The 17701-nt window shown below is 66.1% G+C and carries 15 protein-coding genes; 5 read left to right on the forward strand and 10 right to left on the reverse strand.

Annotated elements, in window-relative coordinates:
• Positions 1-2: 2 nt before the first annotated feature.
• Positions 3-617 (forward strand): ABC-type transport auxiliary lipoprotein family protein, encoded by a 615-nt coding sequence (locus VHN57_RS20025; RefSeq protein ID WP_169862197.1) that lies wholly within the window; start codon positions 3-5, stop codon positions 615-617.
• Positions 618-659: 42 nt separating this feature from the next.
• On the opposite strand, the gene pepN is transcribed toward VHN57_RS20025, so the two are convergent.
• The 7 genes from pepN to VHN57_RS20060 all read right to left on the reverse strand — a co-directional run bounded on the left by pepN (position 660) and on the right by VHN57_RS20060 (position 9173).
• Positions 660-3263: an aminopeptidase N gene (pepN, locus tag VHN57_RS20030; protein ID WP_278985168.1), complete on the reverse strand. Its 2604-nt coding sequence runs from the start codon at positions 3261-3263 to the stop codon at positions 660-662.
• Positions 3264-3345: 82 nt separating this feature from the next.
• Positions 3346-4275 (reverse strand): ParB/RepB/Spo0J family partition protein, encoded by a 930-nt coding sequence (locus VHN57_RS20035; RefSeq protein WP_278985169.1) that lies wholly within the window; start codon positions 4273-4275, stop codon positions 3346-3348.
• Entirely contained in the window at positions 4272-5054 is a 783-nt protein-coding gene (locus VHN57_RS20040; protein ID WP_037508856.1) for a ParA family protein, read from the reverse strand. Before VHN57_RS20040 ends, VHN57_RS20035 begins: the two co-directional genes overlap by 4 nt.
• Positions 5051-5692, reverse strand: a complete 642-nt coding sequence (rsmG, locus tag VHN57_RS20045; protein ID WP_017499467.1) for a 16S rRNA (guanine(527)-N(7))-methyltransferase RsmG — start codon at positions 5690-5692, stop codon at positions 5051-5053. The genes VHN57_RS20040 and rsmG overlap by 4 nt, the downstream gene beginning before the upstream one ends.
• Complete coding sequence (mnmG, locus tag VHN57_RS20050) at positions 5689-7539, reverse strand: tRNA uridine-5-carboxymethylaminomethyl(34) synthesis enzyme MnmG (RefSeq protein ID WP_423285025.1); 1851 nt, start codon at positions 7537-7539, stop codon at positions 5689-5691. The genes rsmG and mnmG overlap by 4 nt, the downstream gene beginning before the upstream one ends.
• Positions 7540-7628: 89 nt before the next feature.
• Positions 7629-8915: a tRNA uridine-5-carboxymethylaminomethyl(34) synthesis GTPase MnmE gene (gene mnmE / locus VHN57_RS20055; RefSeq protein ID WP_423285027.1), complete on the reverse strand. Its 1287-nt coding sequence runs from the start codon at positions 8913-8915 to the stop codon at positions 7629-7631.
• Positions 8916-9173, reverse strand: a complete 258-nt coding sequence (locus tag VHN57_RS20060; protein ID WP_004209166.1) for a DUF6489 family protein — start codon at positions 9171-9173, stop codon at positions 8916-8918. It abuts the gene before it with no gap.
• 164 nt (positions 9174-9337) lie between these two features.
• On the opposite strand from VHN57_RS20060, the gene VHN57_RS20065 reads away from it, so the two are divergent.
• The 3 genes from VHN57_RS20065 (at position 9338) to VHN57_RS20075 (ending at position 12180) form a co-directional block, all read left to right on the forward strand.
• Positions 9338-10039 carry a dienelactone hydrolase family protein gene (locus VHN57_RS20065; protein WP_333702359.1) on the forward strand — a complete coding sequence of 234 codons (702 nt, stop codon included), beginning with the start codon at positions 9338-9340 and terminating at the stop codon, positions 10037-10039.
• Positions 10039-11010, forward strand: coding sequence for a quinone oxidoreductase family protein (locus tag VHN57_RS20070; protein WP_278983875.1), 972 nt, complete (start codon positions 10039-10041; stop codon positions 11008-11010). Before VHN57_RS20065 ends, VHN57_RS20070 begins: the two co-directional genes overlap by 1 nt.
• Before the next feature lie 147 nt (positions 11011-11157).
• Positions 11158-12180 (forward strand): phytanoyl-CoA dioxygenase family protein, encoded by a 1023-nt coding sequence (locus VHN57_RS20075; RefSeq protein ID WP_423285030.1) that lies wholly within the window; start codon positions 11158-11160, stop codon positions 12178-12180.
• 39 nt (positions 12181-12219) lie between these two features.
• On the opposite strand, the gene VHN57_RS20080 is transcribed toward VHN57_RS20075, so the two are convergent.
• Together VHN57_RS20080 and rho are read right to left on the reverse strand one after the other, a co-directional pair.
• Positions 12220-12939, reverse strand: a complete 720-nt coding sequence (locus tag VHN57_RS20080) for a YjbE family putative metal transport protein (protein ID WP_004209170.1) — start codon at positions 12937-12939, stop codon at positions 12220-12222.
• Between the two features lie 116 nt (positions 12940-13055).
• The gene (gene rho / locus VHN57_RS20085) at positions 13056-14312 is read right to left on the reverse strand and encodes a transcription termination factor Rho (protein ID WP_004209171.1); all 1257 of its coding nucleotides are present in this window, start codon (positions 14310-14312) and stop codon (positions 13056-13058) included.
• A 278-nt stretch (positions 14313-14590) separates the two neighbouring features.
• On the opposite strand from rho, the gene VHN57_RS20090 reads away from it, so the two are divergent.
• Entirely contained in the window at positions 14591-15556 is a 966-nt protein-coding gene (locus VHN57_RS20090) for a retroviral-like aspartic protease family protein (protein ID WP_159367658.1), read from the forward strand.
• A 9-nt stretch (positions 15557-15565) separates the two neighbouring features.
• Here the strand turns inward: VHN57_RS20090 and VHN57_RS20095 are convergent, their stop codons facing one another.
• Positions 15566-17656, reverse strand: coding sequence for a transglycosylase domain-containing protein (locus VHN57_RS20095; protein ID WP_423285033.1), 2091 nt, complete (start codon positions 17654-17656; stop codon positions 15566-15568).
• Between the last annotated feature and the right edge of the window lie 45 nt (positions 17657-17701).

A 17701-nucleotide genomic window follows, 5' to 3' on the forward strand; every position in this document is an offset into this window, starting at 1 on the left:
GGATGATGGTCCACAAGAAACTGGGTGGCGCATCGCTGGCGCTGGCCGCTGCAATCGCCCTGTCCGGCTGCGTCTCGATCGGCAGCAAGCCGCCGCAGCAGCTGCTGACGCTCGACGCCGCGCACAAGGTGCCGACCGGCGCGCAGAGCAATGCCGGCGGCGGCCGCAGCCTGATCATCGTCGATCCCGAAGCTGCGCGCGTCATCGACACGGTGCGCGTGCCGGTGCAGGTGACGCCGACCTCGGTCGCCTATGTCACCAAGGTGCAGTGGGCCGAAACGCCCCGCCATCTGTTCCGCCGCCTGCTGGCCGAAACCGTGTCGGCGACCACCGACCGGATCGTGCTCGATCCCGGCCAGTTTTCCGGAGACGGCGGCCAGCGCCTGAGTGGCGAGCTGATCAGCTTCACCATCGACCAGGCCAGCAACAACGCCGTCGTCACCTTCGACGCGGCGCTGATGACTCCGGCCGGCGTCGCGATCGCGCGCCAGCGCTTCACCGCCAGCGCGCCGGTCGGCGGCAAGATCGACGCCAGCAGCGTCGGCGCGCCGCTCAACAGCGCCGCCAACAAGGTGGCGACCGACGTCGCTGCCTGGGTCGCGGCGCAAAAGGACTGATGGCCCGGCCGGGGTTTGAACGCCCCGGCCGCCGCCTTTCCCTTATCCCTCCAGGCTCTTGCTCGCCTGCTCGGTCACGTCCTTGGACAGGCCGGGCTCGTTCAGGATGCGCTGCAGTTCCGCCCGCATCAGTGCGGCGCGGCCTTCATCGAAGCGCTTCCAGCGGCCGAGCGGCGGCACCAGCCGGGCGGCGGTCTGCGGATTGAGCTTGTCGAGCGCGATGATGCAGTCGGCGACCAGCCGATAACCCTTGCCCGACTTGTGGTGGAACGCCCACTGGTTGCCGGCAAAGGCGCCGTAGAGCGACCGCACCCGGTTCGGATTATTGAGCGTGAACGCCTTGTGCTGGCCCAGCTGCTCGACCAGTTCCACCGTATCGGGATGGAAGGCGAAGGCCTGGGTCTGGAACCATTTGTCCAGCGTCAGCGCATCGTCGCTGTAGCGATTATAGAAGATGTCGAGCGCCGCCTCCCGTTCCGGGCTGGTGCCGCTTGCGAGCGTCGCCAGCGCCGACTGGCGTTCGGTCATGTTGTCGGCGTCGCTATACTGGCCATAGGCGATCGCCGGGCCGTCCTCCGCGCCCGAGGCGACCAGATAGAGCAGCGCGACATTGCGCAGCTTGCGCGCGCCCTTGGCGGTCGGAGAGACCGCGAAGGCGTTCGCCTTGGTCCTGGCATGAATATCGCGCCACAGCGGCTCCAGATCGGCCCCCAGGCGCGTCTGGAGGGCATCGCGGGCGGCATGGATCGCATCCGGGTCCACCTGCTTCATCTGATCGCCCAGATAGGCTTCGCTCGGCAGGCGCACCGCCTCCGCGACGAAGGCGGGATCGAGTAGCGGATCGGTGATGGTGTTGCGCACCGCGTCGACCACTGCCGTCACATCGACGCTCTGGCCGGCCACCTGGCCGACCAGCACATTCACCATCAACTGCTGCATCGCCTCATAACGGGCGAAGGGATCGTCATCATGCGCCGACAGGAAGGCGAGATCGGCCTGGCTGCGATTGGTCTCGACGATCACCGGCGCGGAAAAGCCGCGGTTGATCGACAGGATCGGCATGCTGGCGAAATTGTCGAACGTGAAACGCTGCTGCGCCTCCGTCAGCATCAGCAGCTCATCACCATGATGACTGCCAGTCGCCGGATCATAGAGCGCGACGCGCAGCGGGATCGCCATCGGCCGCTTGTCGGGCTGGCCCGGCGTCGGCGGCACGCTCTGTTCCAGCATCAGTTCGGCGGTGCGGCTGACCGGATCATGGCTCAGCAGCGCGCGGACATGGGGCGTGCCCGCCTGTTCATACCAGCGGCGGAACTGGCCAAGGTCGATCTCGCCGCCCTCCTCCATCGCGCGGACGAAATCCTCGCAGGTCGCCGCCTCGCCATCATGCCTGTCGAAATAGAGGTCGGTGCCGGCGCGGAACCGCTCCGCCCCCAACATCAACGCCATCATGCGGATCAGCTCGGCGCCCTTGTTATAGATGGTCGCCGTGTAGAAGTTGCTGATTTCCATGTAGGATTCAGGCCGCACCGGATGCGCCAAGGGCCCCGAATCCTCCTGGAACTGGGCCGCGCGCAGGATCCGCACATCCTCGATCCGCTTGACCGCATGGCTGCCCATGTCGGCCGAGAAATTCTGGTCGCGAAAGACGGTGAAGCCTTCCTTCAGCGACAACTGGAACCAGTCGCGACAGGTGACGCGATTGCCCGACCAGTTGTGAAAATATTCATGCGCCACCACACCCTCGACGCCATCATAATCGATGTCGGTCGCGGTCTCGGGATCGGCCAATATGTAGCGCGAATTGAAGATGTTGAGGCCCTTATTCTCCATCGCGCCGAAATTGAAGTCGGCGACCGCGACGATGTTGAACACGTCCAGATCATATTCGCGGCCATAGACGCGCTCGTCCCAGGCCATGCTGTTCTTGAGCGCCTGCATCGCATGGTCGGTGCGCGGCAGGTCGGCCTCGCGCACCCAGATGCCCAGGGCCACTTCGCGCCCGCTCATCGTCACGAAGCGATCGGCATTGCAGGCGAGGTCGCCGGCCACCAGCGCGAAGAGATAGCAGGGCTTGGGGAAAGGATCATTCCACAGCGCCCAATGGCGGCCGCCCTCCAGATCGCCCTGCTCGACCGGATCGCCATTGGCGAGCAGGATCGGGTAGCGCGCCTTGTCGGCGGTCAGCTTCACGCTGTAGCGCGACAGGATATCCGGCCGGTCGGGGAAGAAGGTGATGCGACGGAAGCCCTCCGCCTCGCACTGGGTGCAGAGCAGCCCCCCACTGGCATAAAGGCCCATCAGCTTGCTGTTGCTCTCGGGCGCCAGTTCGACCAGCACCTCCACCTTGTGCGTCGCACCGCCGAGCGGGACGACCAGCGCGCCGGCCTCCAGCGTCCATTCCGTTTCGTTGAGGGTGCGGCCGTCGACCTTCACCGCCAGCGGCACCAGCCCATCGCCGTCGAGCCGCAGCGGCCGGTCATGGTCGCCATTGCGCGCAACCGACATGTCCGACCAGACCCGCGTCCGCGCGGCATCCAGGTCGAAGTCGAGGGCGATGTCGGGGATCAGCCAGTCGGGCACGCGATAATCGGCGCGGCGGATGATGGCGGGAGCGGCGGCTTGGGTGGATTGGATATCGGCCATGGCACCAGCCTAGTGCCTGATTCTGTGAGGGGGAAGCGCTTTGCACGTCCCCCTCATCCGGAACCGAACCGACGCGGCGTTTTTAGATCCGCTCGCCCGACAGGCGCTGACACAGCATGTCGAGCTGATCGAGCGTCGAATAGCGCAGCGACAATGTGCCCGGCCCGTCACCGCTATCGGCAATTTCGACCTTCAGGCCAAGAATATCGGCCAGATGCTGCTCCAGCGCGGCGATATCGGCATCCTTGCCGCGGGGAGTTGCGCCGCGCGACTTGGGCTCGGCATCCTCGCCCTTCTTGGTCTTGCGCACCAGCTGCTCGGTCTCGCGGACCGAAAGCCCCTTCTGCTCGACCATCAACGCCATCGATTCGCAGCCCGGTACGCCGATCAGCGCGCGGGCATGACCCATGCTGATCCGCCCGTGCGACACCGCCTGCTGCACCGGATCGGGCAGGTCGAGCAGGCGCATCAGATTGGCGATATGGCTGCGCGACTTGCCGACGATGCGGCCCAGCGCTTCCTGGCTATGATGGAATTCGCCGATCAGCTTGCGATAGGCCTCGGCCTCTTCGATCGGGTTGAGATCCTCGCGCTGGATATTCTCGACCAGCGCGATTTCCAGCGTTTCCTGCTCGTCAAAGTCGCGCACGATCGCCGGAATGCGATGGAGCTGCGCCTTCTGCGCGGCGCGCCAGCGGCGTTCACCCGCGACGATCTGGAAACCGCCGCCATGCGGACGGACGATGATCGGCTGGATCACGCCGCGCTTGGCGATGCTGTCGGCCAGCTCCTGCAGCGCGTCCTGATCGAAATGGCGGCGCGGCTGTTCGGGGTGCGGCTGGATCAGCGCGACCTCGATATTCTGCACCGCTTTGCTCGACGGCGCGGCGCTGTTGGCGCTCGCGGCCACCGGCTCTTCCCGGCTGACGTCGCCCAGCAGCGCCGACAGGCCACGGCCCAGACCATGCGGCCGCTTTACCGGCTTCTGCTTTTCCCCAATTTCGTCGCTCAAGCCGCTACCTCCTGTCGGGGAAGACGCGCGATCAATTCGCGCGCCAGACGCATATAGGCTTCCGACCCCGAACAGCGGAAATCATAGATGAGCGCCGGCACGCCATGGCTCGGCGCCTCGGACAGGCGCACATTGCGCGGAATGACGGTGGTGAAGACGAGGTCGCCCAGCACGGCGCGCACATCGTCGGCGACCTGATCGGTCAGCCGGTTGCGGCGATCATACATGGTCAGCGCCACGCCCAGGATCGACAGGCCGGTGTTGAACCGGCTGCGGATGCGCTCGACCGTCTGCAACAGCTGCGACAGCCCTTCCAGCGCGAAGAATTCGCACTGCAGCGGCACCAGCAGCGATTGCGCCGCCACCATCGCATTGACCGTCAGCAGGCCGAGCGAGGGCGGGCAGTCGATCAGGCAGATGTCCCAGCGCCCGGCGGGCGCCTCGGACAGCACCCGCTCCAGCCGGTGGGTGCGCTGCTCATAATCGATCAGCTCGATCTCCGCCCCGGACAGATCCTGGGTCGCCGGGATCAGGTCCAGCTTGGGCACGCGGGTGGTGACGACCGCCTCGTCCAGTTCGCAATTGCCGACCAGCAGGTCATAGCTCGACCGTTCGCGGTCGGCATGATTGACGCCCAGCCCGGTCGAGGCATTGCCCTGCGGATCAAGATCGACCAGCAGCACGCGCAGCCCCGTCGCGGCCAGGCCGGTCGCCAGATTGATAGCCGTGGTGGTCTTGCCGACTCCGCCCTTCTGATTGGCGATGGCGATACAAATCATCCTCGACCCTTCTTTTTGACAGGTTTGACGGATCGCGCGACGATGATGGCGCTGTCGGCGTCGGTCACGCTGCGTTCCACATGAAACGCACCTTGCCATGCCGGACGCGCGGTCTCCAGTTCATTCTGCGCATTTCGTCCCTTGGGCAGCACCCAAATCGTCTTTTCATCGGACAGATGCTGGGCCGACTGGAGCAATTTGGGCAGCGGCGCATAGGCGCGGGCGCTGATGACGGCCGACTTGGTCGGCGGCGCGACCTCGACCCGTCCGCCAAATACGGAGGCGTTGCTCAGCCCCAGCTCCGCGATCACATCATTGAGGAAGTCGATCCGCTTGCGGCGCGATTCGACCATGATCAGCGGCCGGTCGAACATGCTGGCGACGACAATGCCGGGCAAGCCGGCGCCCGATCCGAGGTCCATCCAAGGCCCCTCGCCCGCATCCTTCGCGTGCAGAAGCAGCTGGGCCGAGTCGACGATATGCCGCGCCCAGACATGGGGCCGGGTCGATTCGGCGATCAGATTCTGCTCGTCCATCGCGGACAGCAAAAGCGACACATAGCGCTCCAGCCGATCCCATGTTTCACGTGGAACATCAAAATGCGCGTCGAGCCAGGCCCGCGCTTCGTCTTCGGTCATGCTGCCTTCCGCCGCACATGGACAAGGATGGCGGCAAGCGCCGCCGGAGTGATGCCGCGGATACGGCCCGCAGCGGCCAACGTGTCGGGTCGTGCCCCGTCCAGCCGCTCGATCATTTCGGTCGACAGGCCGCCGACGCTGGCGAAGTCGAAGTCCGCCGGAATGGCCACGCGCTCGTCCCGACGCAGGGCGGCGATCTCCGCATCCTGTCGTTCGAGATAGGGCGCATAATGGGCGTCTTCCAAAATCTCGGCCCGCAGGTCCGCCGGCGCCTCTGCCAGGCTCGGCGCCAGCGTCACCAGCAGTTCTGCCTGCACCTCGGGGAAGCGCGCCCATTCGAACAGGCTGCGCCGCGCGCCATCCTGCCGCACCGTCGCCCCTGCTCGCGCCATCTCTGTCGCGGTATAGGGTCGCGCCAGTTCCGCTTCGATCGCGGCGCGCGCACTGGCCCGTGCGGCGAAGCGCGCCGCCCGATCCGGACCGATGATGCCATGGGTCAGGCCGATCTCGCCCAGCCGCGTCTCGGCATTGTCGGCGCGCAATCGCAGCCGATATTCCGCCCGCGCGGTCAGCATGCGATAGGGTTCGGTCACGCCCTGCAGCACCAGATCATCGATCATCACGCCGATATAGGAGCTGGCCCGGTCGAGGATCATCGGCGCTTCATCCCGCGCCCGCGCGGCGGCATTGGTGCCGGCGACCAGCCCCTGGGCCGCCGCCTCCTCATAGCCGGTCGTGCCATTGATCTGCCCCGCACAGAAGAGGCCGGGCAGCACCCGCACTTCCAGGCTGGCATCCAGAGCACGCGGATCGATATGGTCATATTCGACCGCATAGCCCGGCACGACGATCTCCGCCTGCTCCAGTCCGCGCATCGACCGTATCATCGCCAGCTGCACATCCGCCGGCAGCGAGGTGCTGATGCCATTGGGATAGACCAGCGCATCGTCCAGCCCTTCGGGCTCCAGGAAGATTTGATGGCCGTCGCGATCGCCGAAGCGGATCACCTTGTCCTCGATCGACGGGCAATAGCGCGGTCCCCGCCCCTCAATGGCGCCGCTGAACAAAGGCGACCGCCCCAGCCCTTCACGGATGATCGCATGGGTCCGTTCATTGGTCCGGGTGATGGCGCAGGCCAGTTGCGGCAGCGGCCGATGATCCGACAACGGCGACATGGTCCAGCCCTCGCCGTCCGACGCCTGCTCCTCCAGCACCGCCCAGTCGATGGTGCGGCCGTCAATGCGCGGCGGCGTCCCGGTCTTCAGGCGGCCGATCGGCAGGCCGATCTCGCGCAACTGCACGCCCAGCGCGGTTGCCGCCCGCTCGCCGGTGCGGCCACCGACATCCACATCCTCACCGCGGAACAGCTTGCCGCCGAGGAAGGTGCCGGTCGCCAGCACGACCGAAGGCGCCTCCAGCGTCCGGCTATCGCCCAGCGCCAGACCCGCCACAACGCCTTCGCGGACGATCAGGCCTACCGCCTCGCCCTCGACGATCTCCAGTCCCGCCTGGGCGTCGAGCATCCGATGGATTGCCGCCTTGTAGCGCTTGCGGTCGGCCTGCACGCGCGGCCCCTGCACGGCGGCGCCCTTGCTACTGTTGAGCATGCGATAATGGATCGCCCCGGCATCGGCGGCGCGACCGATCAAGCCGTCGAGCGCGTCGACTTCACGCACCAGATGGCCCTTGCCCAGACCGCCGATCGCCGGGTTGCAGGACATGGCGCCCACGGTCGCCCGTTCGAAAGTCAGCAGCGCCACCGCCGCCCCTTTGCGCGCTGCCGCAGCGGCCGCCTCGCAGCCGGCATGGCCGCCACCGACCACGATCACATCATAGCTTGTTCGCATGGCGGCCCCATATCAGATTCAGGGGCCTGCGGTCAAAAGCGTTCCACGTGGAACATCGCACTATCAGCCATCACTCGCGCTAATTTCGCTTACTTCCCGATACAGAATCCCGAGAAGAGACGGTCGAGCATATCCTCGGTCCCCGCCTGTCCGGTCAGCGCATCAATCGTCCGCCGTCCCAGACGCAGCTCCTCCGCCAGCACCAGCAGGTCACGGGCCGCGCCTGCGGCGAGCAGATGGTCGTGCAGTTGGCGTACGCCGTCCCGCTGCCGCGCATGCAGGGCATAGTCGCCCTCGCCCGGCAGCAGCGTCGCCGCCCGATCGAGCAGCATCGTCACAAGCGCGTCCACCCCCTCCCCCGTCCGCGCCGACAGACGCAGGCCGGGCCGGTCGGAACCGTACAGCGCGACATCGCTCTGCGCCGCAATCAGCAGCGCATCCTCGCGCGGTGCCTCGGCCGGGTCGCCCAGCCACAGGATGATGTCCGCCGCCTCCAGCGCGGCGCGTGCGCGATCGATGCCGATCGCCTCGATCGCATCGCCGGTCTCGTCGCGCAGCCCGGCCGTGTCGGTGAACAGGAAAGCGGTGCCGCCGATCGCGGCGGGCACCTCGATCCGGTCGCGGGTGGTGCCGGCAATGTCGGACACGATCGCCGCCTCGCGTCCCACCAGCCGGTTGAGCAAGGTCGACTTGCCGGCATTGGGCGGCCCGGCCAGCACCACCCGGATGCCATCGCGCAGCCGCTCGGCAGAAGGTGCGGATAACAGCGCGCCGACATCATCTGCCAGTGCCATCACCCCCTGCCCGATCCGCGCCTCGATATCGGCGTCGGGCACATCATCCTCGTCGGAGAAGTCGAGCGCCGCTTCGGCCATCGCCGACAGATCGAGCAGCCGCATCCGCCAGCCGTCAATCCGCTGCGAGAAATGGCCCTCCATCATCGCCAGTGCCGCGCGCCGCTGCTGCTGCGTCTCGGCCGCCAGCAGGTCCGCCAATCCCTCGACCTCGTTCAGGTCCATGCGGCCATGGGCAAAGGCGCGGCGGGTGAACTCGCCCGCAGTTGCGCGGCGCAACTCTGGCATCGCGCCCAGCGCCGCCTCGACCGCCGCGATCACCGCGCGGCCACCATGGCAATGAAGCTCGGCCATATCCTCGCCCGTCACCGTGCGCGGCCCCGGTAGCCACAACAGCAGCGCCCGGTCGAGCGGCGTGCCGTCGCGCGGATCGCTCAGCAGCGCCAGGCTCGCCATGCGGGGGGTGGGCAGTCGCCCGGCCAGCGCCTGCAACGCCGCGCCCGCCATCGGGCCGCTGACGCGCACCACGCCAATCCCCGCCGGCGGCGCGCCGCTCGACAGGGCGAAGATCGTCTCGCTCACTTAATCCTTCTTGTCGCCATTCTTGCCCGCCATCCCGGACAGGCCGATATCCATCATCTGCTTGAACAGCCGCACGCCGGCATCGCCCATCGGCGAGAAGCTCTTGAACAGCGTCTCCATCTGCTCGACGCTGCCAATGCCGTCCATGCTGTCGAGCATCGTCTTGATATATTTGTCGTGGATGGGGCTGACGTCCGGCAAGCCCAGAAAGGCGCGCGCCTCGGCCGGGGTGCAATCCACGTCGACGGTCACTTTCATCTGCTGCCCTTCCCTGTCGCGGTCATCCGCCTGTCGCTCCATCTCATGCCGCAAACAGGCCGGCGATGGCAAATTTTTTGGGCGCGACAGCGCGCTTGCACCCCTCGCCCAAGGCGCCAATATGCGCCTCGACCAACAGACTCCCCAAGGCGGAAGGATATCCCATGGCAGACTATATTCCGATCAAGACGCTGGAAGGCGACGGCCAGTTCGACGCCTATGTCGCCACGCCCGACAGCGCCCCTAAGGCGGCGATCATCGTCATCCAGGAAATTTTCGGCGTCAATGAGGGCATACGCCGCAAGTGCGACAGCTGGGCCCGCGCCGGTTATCTGGCGATCGCGCCCGACCTGTTCTGGCGCATCGATCCGCATATCGAGCTGGACGCTGACATCCCCGAACAGATGCAGCAGGCGCTCGACTATATCCCCCGCTTCAACCAGGATCAGGGCGTCCGCGATATCGAGGCGACCATCCGCGCCGCGCGCGCGATGCTGGAAGGCCCGGCCAAGGTCGGCGTCGTCGGCTATTGCCTGGGCGGCCGCGTCGCCTTCATGACCGCCTGCCGCACCGATGGCGATGCCTTTGTCGGCTATTATGGTGTGGGCATCGACGGGCTGCTGGGCGAACAACATGCCATCGGCAAGCCGACCATGCTGCATATTCCGACCAACGACGGCTTCGTCCCCGCCGACGTGCAGGCCAAGATGCATGACGGGCTGAAGGACAACCGCCACGTCACCCTGCATGATTATGAAGGGCTGGATCATGGTTTCGCTGCCGAGATGGGCGACCGCCGGGTCGAGGAAGCCGCCCAGCTGGCCGACCGTCGAACCGCCGACTTCTTCGCGCAGGCGCTCGCCTGATGTCGGACGAAGCATGGCGGATGATCGTCCGGGCCCATGGCGGCCCCGAGGCGATCGAACGCGAGCGTTTCGATCCGGGCACGCCCGGTGAAGGCGAGGTGTTGATCGCGCAGGATGCGGTCGGTCTCAACTTCATCGACACCTATTATCGCACCGGCCTCTACCCCGCCCCCCTGCCCCTCACGCTGGGATCGGAAGGTGCGGGCCATGTCGTTGCGGTGGGTGCGGGCGTCAGTGGCATTGCCGTGGGCGACAAGGTCGGCTGCGCCGCCGGCCTGGGCGCCTATGCCACCCACCGCATCGTCCCGGCCGATCGCGTGGTGCGCATCCCCGATGCGGTCAGCACGCGCGATGCCGCTGCGATGATGCTCAAGGGCATGACCGCCTGTTATCTGGCCGAGGACATGATCGACCTGCTGCCCGGCGATGTCGCCTTGGTCCATGCCGCCGCCGGCGGCGTGGGATCGGTGCTGGTGCCCTGGCTGCGCGACAAGGGCGTGGTCGTGATCGCCCATAGCGGATCGCCCGAAAAGGCGGCCAGGGTCGAAGCCGACCACAGCCTGTTCGGCCCGCTCGACGATCTGGCGGCGCAGGTGCGCGACCTGACCGACGGCAAGGGTGTCGCCGTTGCCTATGATGGCGTCGGCAAGGATAGCTGGGCCGCCTCGCTCGCCAGCCTGCGCCGCCGCGGCCTGCTGGTCAGCTATGGCAATGCGTCGGGCGCCGTCCCGCCGATCAGCCTGCTCGATCTCAGCCGCAACGGCTCGCTCTATGTCAGCCGCCCGACCCTGTTCGACTATGTCGCGACGGCGGAAGATCTGGCCAACACCGCCGAACGCCTGTTCGACCGGATGGCGCGCGGGATCGTGTCAGCGCAGATCGGCCAGAGCTTCGCTCTCGCCGACGCTGCGGACGCCCATCGCGCACTGGAAGGGCGCCAGACGACCGGCAGTACCATCCTGATCCCCTAAGCCTCTGGCTGACCTGCATAATCCTATCAGGGGCGGCATTTGCACATGCCGTCCCTTTTTTTGTGCAAGCGGTCTGCCCGCCCTTCCCTATTGATCGCCATTTGCAGTATCCGACAGGAGATGCAGCCGTCCCGGAAGAACAAGAACATGCCCCGATTGGCCAAGCTGATCCTGCTGCCATGGTGGACCGCGCAGCTGGCGACCGGCGCCAAATCCTTTCTCGACAATCCGCTGATCGGTTCGTCCCGGCTCAATGCGCTGGGCCTCCATGTCGGGCGCGTCAGGCTCGCCCAATGGATGACAGCCCGTCGTCGCTCGCGTCTCGCCGCAGATCTTTCCGCAGCCGATCGTCATGCCTTTGATCGCGACGGTTTCATCGAGATCCGCGACTTCCTGCCGCCGGAGCAGTTTGCTGCCCTGCGCGAGCAGATTGCCGCCTATCAGGCTGTTCCACGTGAAATGGTGCAGGGCCATACCATCACCCGTCGTTACGCGCTGGACGGGGCTGCACGGCGCGCCATGCCCGCTATGGCCCGCTTTCTCGATCATCCCCGCTGGCGTGCCTTGGCGCGCTATGCCACCGGCTTCAACGTCGAGCCGCTGATCTACATCCAGACCATTCTCACCCATCGACGGGACGGCGCGCCCGATCCGCAGACCCAACTGCACGCTGATACCTTCCATCCCGCGATGAAGGCCTGGCTGTTCCTGGAGGACGTCCCGGCCGAAGGCGGTCCCTTCACCTATGTGCCCGGATCGCATCGGCTGACCCCCGCGCGCGCAGCGTGGGAGAAACAGCGCAGCCTGACAGCGCGAGATGGCGATTGCCGCCTGTCGGCGCGCGGCTCGCTGCGGATCGACGAAGCGGAACTGGCCGGTCTTGGCCTCCCCCCGCCGCGCCAGTTTCCGGTCCCTGCCAACACATTGGTGATCGCCGACACATTCGGCTTCCATGCGCGGGGCGAAGCGGCACAGCGTTCCACCCGCGTCGAACTCTGGGCCTATGGCCGGCGCAACCCCTTCCGCCCGCTGGTGGGGCTCGACATTTGGAGCCTGCCCGGCATCACCGAACGGCGCATCAACCTGCGCTGGGGGCTGCGCGATGCCGTGGCGCGCTGGATCGGCCACCCCTGGCGGCCCGCAGGCATGAAAAGGCCCGCCGACGACTGAGCGTGGGCGGGCCGATTGGGATAGTGTCGATCAGATCGATCAGAAGAGCGTCAATATGCCTACCGACCGGTCCATGATGCCGTCATAGATCATCGAGCAGGCAACATAGACGATCACCGCCAGGCCCAGATAGGCCAGCCAGCGGAAGCGCTCGATATATTTGGCGATGATGTTCGCCGCGATGCCCATCATCGCCACCGACAGGATCAGGCCGATGATCAGGATACCGGGATGCTCCCGCGCGGCACCGGCCACGGCCAGCACATTGTCCAGGCTCATGCTAACGTCGGCGATCGCCACCGACCAGGCGGCGGCGGCAAAGCTCTTGGCCGGGCGCACGCCCGATACATCATCGTCGCTCGGATCGTCAGGCGTATGCGCGCCGGCATTGGGCCGCAATTCGCGCCACATCTTCCAGCTGACCCACAGCAGCAGCAGTCCGCCAGCCAGGATCAGGCCGACAATCTGCATCAGCTGGCTGACCACCAGCGCGAAGCCGATGCGCAGCACCAGCGCGGCGATGATGCCGATCAGGATGACCTGCTGGCGCTGCTTGGGCGGCAGGCCAGCGGCCAGGGCACCGACGACGATCGCATTGTCGCCCGCCAGCAGGATATCGATCATCAGCACCTGGCCAAAGGCTGCCAGGGCGCTGGGCGTCCCGATATTGCTGAAGTCGTTGACGATATGCTGCCAGATATCCGCCGGGGAACCGAGTCCCTGGGCGGCCGAAGCGGCGGTGGCGATAAGGTCGAGCATGACGGCCTAACGTCCCTGTATGTGAAAATGAAGAAAGCCGGACCATATACATGGCCCGGCTCTCACCGCAAAATATATGGCAGGGTGGCTGCACATCCGCGCAGCCGCCGCCGCGCTTACTGGTTCATGGTCGCGAAGAAATCCTCGTTGGTCTTGGAATCCTTCATCTTGTCGAGCAGGAATTCCATCGCGTCGACCGTGCCCATCTGCATGAGGATGCGGCGCAGCACCCACATCTTGCTGAGCGTCGGCTTCTCGACCAGCAGCTCTTCCTTGCGGGTGCCGGACTTGCCGACGTCCAGCGCCGGGAAGATGCGCTTGTCCGCAACCTTGCGGTCCAGCACGATTTCCGAGTTGCCGGTGCCCTTGAACTCTTCGAAGATGACTTCGTCCATGCGGCTGCCGGTGTCGATCAGCGCGGTCGCGATGATCGAGAGCGAGCCGCCCTCCTCGATGTTGCGCGCGGCGCCGAAGAAGCGCTTCGGGCGCTGCAGCGCGTTAGCGTCGACACCGCCGGTCAGCACCTTGCCCGACGAGGGCACGACGGTGTTGTAGGCGCGGCCGAGGCGGGTGATCGAGTCGAGCAGGATGACGACATCCTTCTTGTGCTCGACCAGGCGCTTGGCCTTTTCGATCACCATTTCGGCGACCTGGACGTGGCGGGTGGCGGGCTCGTCGAAGGTCGAGGAAACGACCTCGCCCTTCACGCTGCGCTGCATGTCGGTGACTTCTTCCGGACGCTCGTCGATCAGCAGGACGATCAGGAAGACTTCGGGATGATTGTCGGTGATGGCCTTGGCGATATTCTGCAGCATCACCGTCTTGCCGACGCGCGGCGGCGCGACGATCAGCGTGCGCTGGCCCTTGCCCTGCGGCGAGACGATGTCGATGACGCGGGCCGACTTGTCCTTGATGGTCGGGTCCAGCGTGTCGAGGCGCAGCTTCTGCTCGGGATAGAGCGGGGTCAGGTTGTCGAAATTGACGCGATGGCGGACGACGTCCGGATCATCGAAATTGACCGACAGCAGCTTGGTCAGCGCGAAATAGCGCTCGCCATCCTTGGGCGCGCGGATCTCGCCCTCGACCGTGTCGCCGGTGCGCAGGCCGAAGCGACGGACCTGGTTGGGCGAGACATAGATGTCGTCGGGACCGGCCAGGAAATTCGCCTCCGGGCTGCGCAGGAAGCCGAAGCCGTCCGGCAGCACCTCGATCGTGCCCTCACCCATGATCTGCGCGCCATTTTCGGCCTCGGCCTTCAGGATGGCGAACATCAGATCCTGCTTGCGCAGGGTCGATGCGCCCTCGACGCCCAGTTCTTCCGCCATGGTGACGAGGTCGGCGGGAACTGTCTTCTTGAGGTCCTTGAGATGCATTGCGAGTCGGTCCGATGGAGTGAGGGATAGAATAGCCGGGTAAGAAAGGAGATTTTGCCCGGTCAATGTCTCGGGAAAGCCTCGCGCCGGACGGGCGAGGGGAATAGTCGGCGTTTAGCGAGCGCCCGGCCCTCAAGTCAAGCGAGGACATTTCCCTATTCCGCCTGAAATCATGGGCGATCCGGGGATTTTCGACAGGTGGTGCCCCATCTGCGGCGATGGACGACATATCCTGCCCCATGATATGATGAGACATAAAATATCGGAAGGATGAGGAAATGCGTTATTTCCGTGCCCTGATGGCGATCGCCACGGGCGCGCTCACCGCGCTGCCACTCGCCGCGCAGGACAGCCCCCCGCTCGATCCCGACATACCACCCACCGTCGTCCGCACCGGCCCCTCGCTCGACGACCGCGTCACCATTCCCATCAATATCGACGGCAAGGGGCCGTGGAACTTCGTGATCGACACCGGCTCGCAGCGCACGGTCATCGCCCGCGACCTGGCCGACCGGCTCGCGCTGCCCAATCGGCGGATCGTCACCATCCTCAGCATGACCGGCAAGGCGGAAGTGCCAACCGTCGCCGTTCCCCGGCTCGGTTTCGGCGCGACCACGGTGGACGAGATAGAGGCGCCGGTGCTGAACGGCGAGCATCTGGGCGCCGCCGGCCTCCTCGGCCTCGACAGCCTGCATGCCAAGCGGGTGCTGCTCAATTTCCGCACCGGCCGGATGGAGATCAGCGAAAGCCGCCGCCTGGCCCCGCGCGATCCCGACGCGATCATCGTCGAGGCGCGCCGGCGCAAGGGGCAGCTGATCCTGCTCGATTCCGACGTCAACGGGATGAAGGTGAACATCATCCTGGATACCGGCGCCAATTTCAGCGTCGGCAATCTGGCGCTGCGCGACAAGCTGGTGCGCAAGAAGCGCGCCCCCGAACTGCTCCAGGCCAGCCTGATCAGCGTGACCGGCGACACGCTGACCGGCGATGTCGGGCGGCTGGATTTCGTACGCATGGGTCGGGTCAAGCTGACCGGCGTGCCGGTGCTGTTCGCCGAGGCCAGCCCCTTTGCCGAGCTGGGCCTGGCCGACAAGCCGGCGCTGATGCTGGGGATGAACGCGCTGCGGCTGTTCGACCGGGTGGCGATCGACTTCGGCCGGGGCAAGGTGGACTTCCTGCTGCCCGATACCGGCGCGCTCGATCCGGTCCGGCTGGCCGCCTCAGCGCCCCGTCAGGGACGCTGAGGCACGGGATCAGGGATTGTCGGGTCGCTGCTGGGCTGGCTGGCGCTGGCGCGGCGTGCGGCCCAGCACATTGTCGATCCATTGCTGGTCCAGGCGCGGCGGCGCCGGGCGATCGGCCGGATCGGGCTGAGCCATATCCTCGCCATCCTCCGCCTCGCTGCCGGCCGGCCGAGCACGGTCGATCGGCAGGCCATTTTCATCGACCATCATACCGCCTTCCATGCCGTTATCCGGCTGGCCGTAATAGGCCTCCTCGTCCGGCTCCAGCTGCCATTCGGGCAGGGTGACCTGGGTCTCGAACTGCTCCACCGGCCGCTTGGCGACGGCGATCTTCATATAATCGGCAAAGGCGTGGGCCGGCGCGCGACCGCCATAGAGCGAAGGCACCGCCTTGGCGTCATCGCGACCGACCCAGACACCGGTGGTGATGCCGCTGGAAAAGCCCAGGAACCAGCCATCCTTGCCGCTGTTGGTGGTGCCGGTCTTGCCCGCGACCGGGCGACCGATCTGCGCCGCCCTGCCGGTGCCGGTGCTGACCGCGGTCTGCATCAGGTCGGTCATGCCCGCCGCGACCCAGGGCGCCACCAGCACGCGGCTGGTATCGTCCTGATGCTGGTAGAGCATCCGCCCGTCGGCGGTCGTCACCTTGGTGATGCCATAGGGGGTCACCGCCACGCCCTTGCGCGCGATCGAGGCGAAGGCGCGGGTCATGTCGATCAGCCGCACGTCCGACGTGCCCAGCACCATCGAGGGGTGGGTGTTGATCGGCGTGGTGATGCCGAAGCGACGCGCCATGTCGGCGACAGTCGGGAAGCCGACCTCCACGCCCAGCTTCGCCGCGACCGTGTTGATCGAATAGGCAAAGGCGGTGCGGATATCGATCGCGCCGGCAAAGCGGCCATTGCTGTTGCGCGGGCTCCAGCCATTGATCGTCACCGGCTCGTCGGTAACGCCGGTATCGGGCGTATAGCCCGCCTCCAGCGCCGCCATGTAGACGAAGATCTTCCAGGCCGAGCCGGGCTGGCGCACGGCGGTCGTCGCGCGATTATAGTTGGACGTCACATAGTCGAGCCCGCCGACCATGGCGCGCACCGCGCCATCGCGGTCCAGGCTGACCAGCGCGCCCTGCATGCCGTTCGACACGTTTGCCTTCACTGCAGCGGTCGCTGCATTCTGCATGCCAAGATCGATGGTCGTATAGACTTCCAACGGCTCATTGGGCTCGTCGATCAGCGTATCGAGCTGCGGCAGCGCCCAGTCGGTGAAATAGCGCACACTGTTCTGCGGCGGCTCGGGCGCCATGCGCACGCCGTCCAGATTGGCATTGGCATGATCGGCGGCACTGATCTTGCCATTTTCCTGCATCAGGTCGAGCACCACCCCGGCGCGGCCGATCGCGGCCTCGGCATCGGCGGTGGGGGAATAGCTGGACGGCGCCTTCACCAGGCCGGCGATGATCGCCGCCTCGGGCAGGTCCAGGCTCTGTGCGGGATGGCCGAAGAATTTGCGGCTGGCGGCGTCGATGCCATAGGCCCCGCCGCCGAAATAGACCTTGTTGAGATAGAGTTCCAGGATCTGCTGCTTGGAGAATTTGCGCTCCAGCGCCATCGCCAGCACCATCTCGCGGACCTTGCGGCCCCAGCTATAGCTGTTGTTGAGGAAGATGTTGCGCGCGACCTGCTGGGTGATGGTCGACGCCCCCTGCCAGCGCCGGCCGCTGCCGCGCCGTTCCAGCGCGACCCAGGCCGCGCGTGCCATGCCGACCGGATCGACGCCGGGGTGCATGTAGAAACGGCGATCCTCGGTCGACACCATCGCATCGACCATGACCGAGGGGATCTGGTCATAGCTCAGCCAGCGGCCGAAGCTCGGCCCCAGGGAGACGATGACCGATCCGTCCGCCGCATGGACGCGGATCATCTGGCCATTGGGGGAGGATTTGAGGCTGTTATAATCGGGTAGCGACTGCATCGCGATGAACACGGCGACGCCGATCGCGACCAGACCGGCAAAGGCGCCGACCAGACCGATCTTTAGCCCGCGCACCAGCCATTTCTTCGCCTTGCCCGGCGCCTTCTTGCTCTTGTCAGATCGTGCCATTTGCCGCCCCGGATACGCGCTATTACCGGCCCGGACCAGCGCAAA

The organism is Sphingobium salicis subsp. salicis, from assembly GCF_049472635.1.
GTDB classification, from domain to species: Bacteria; Pseudomonadota; Alphaproteobacteria; order Sphingomonadales; family Sphingomonadaceae; genus Sphingobium; species Sphingobium yanoikuyae_A.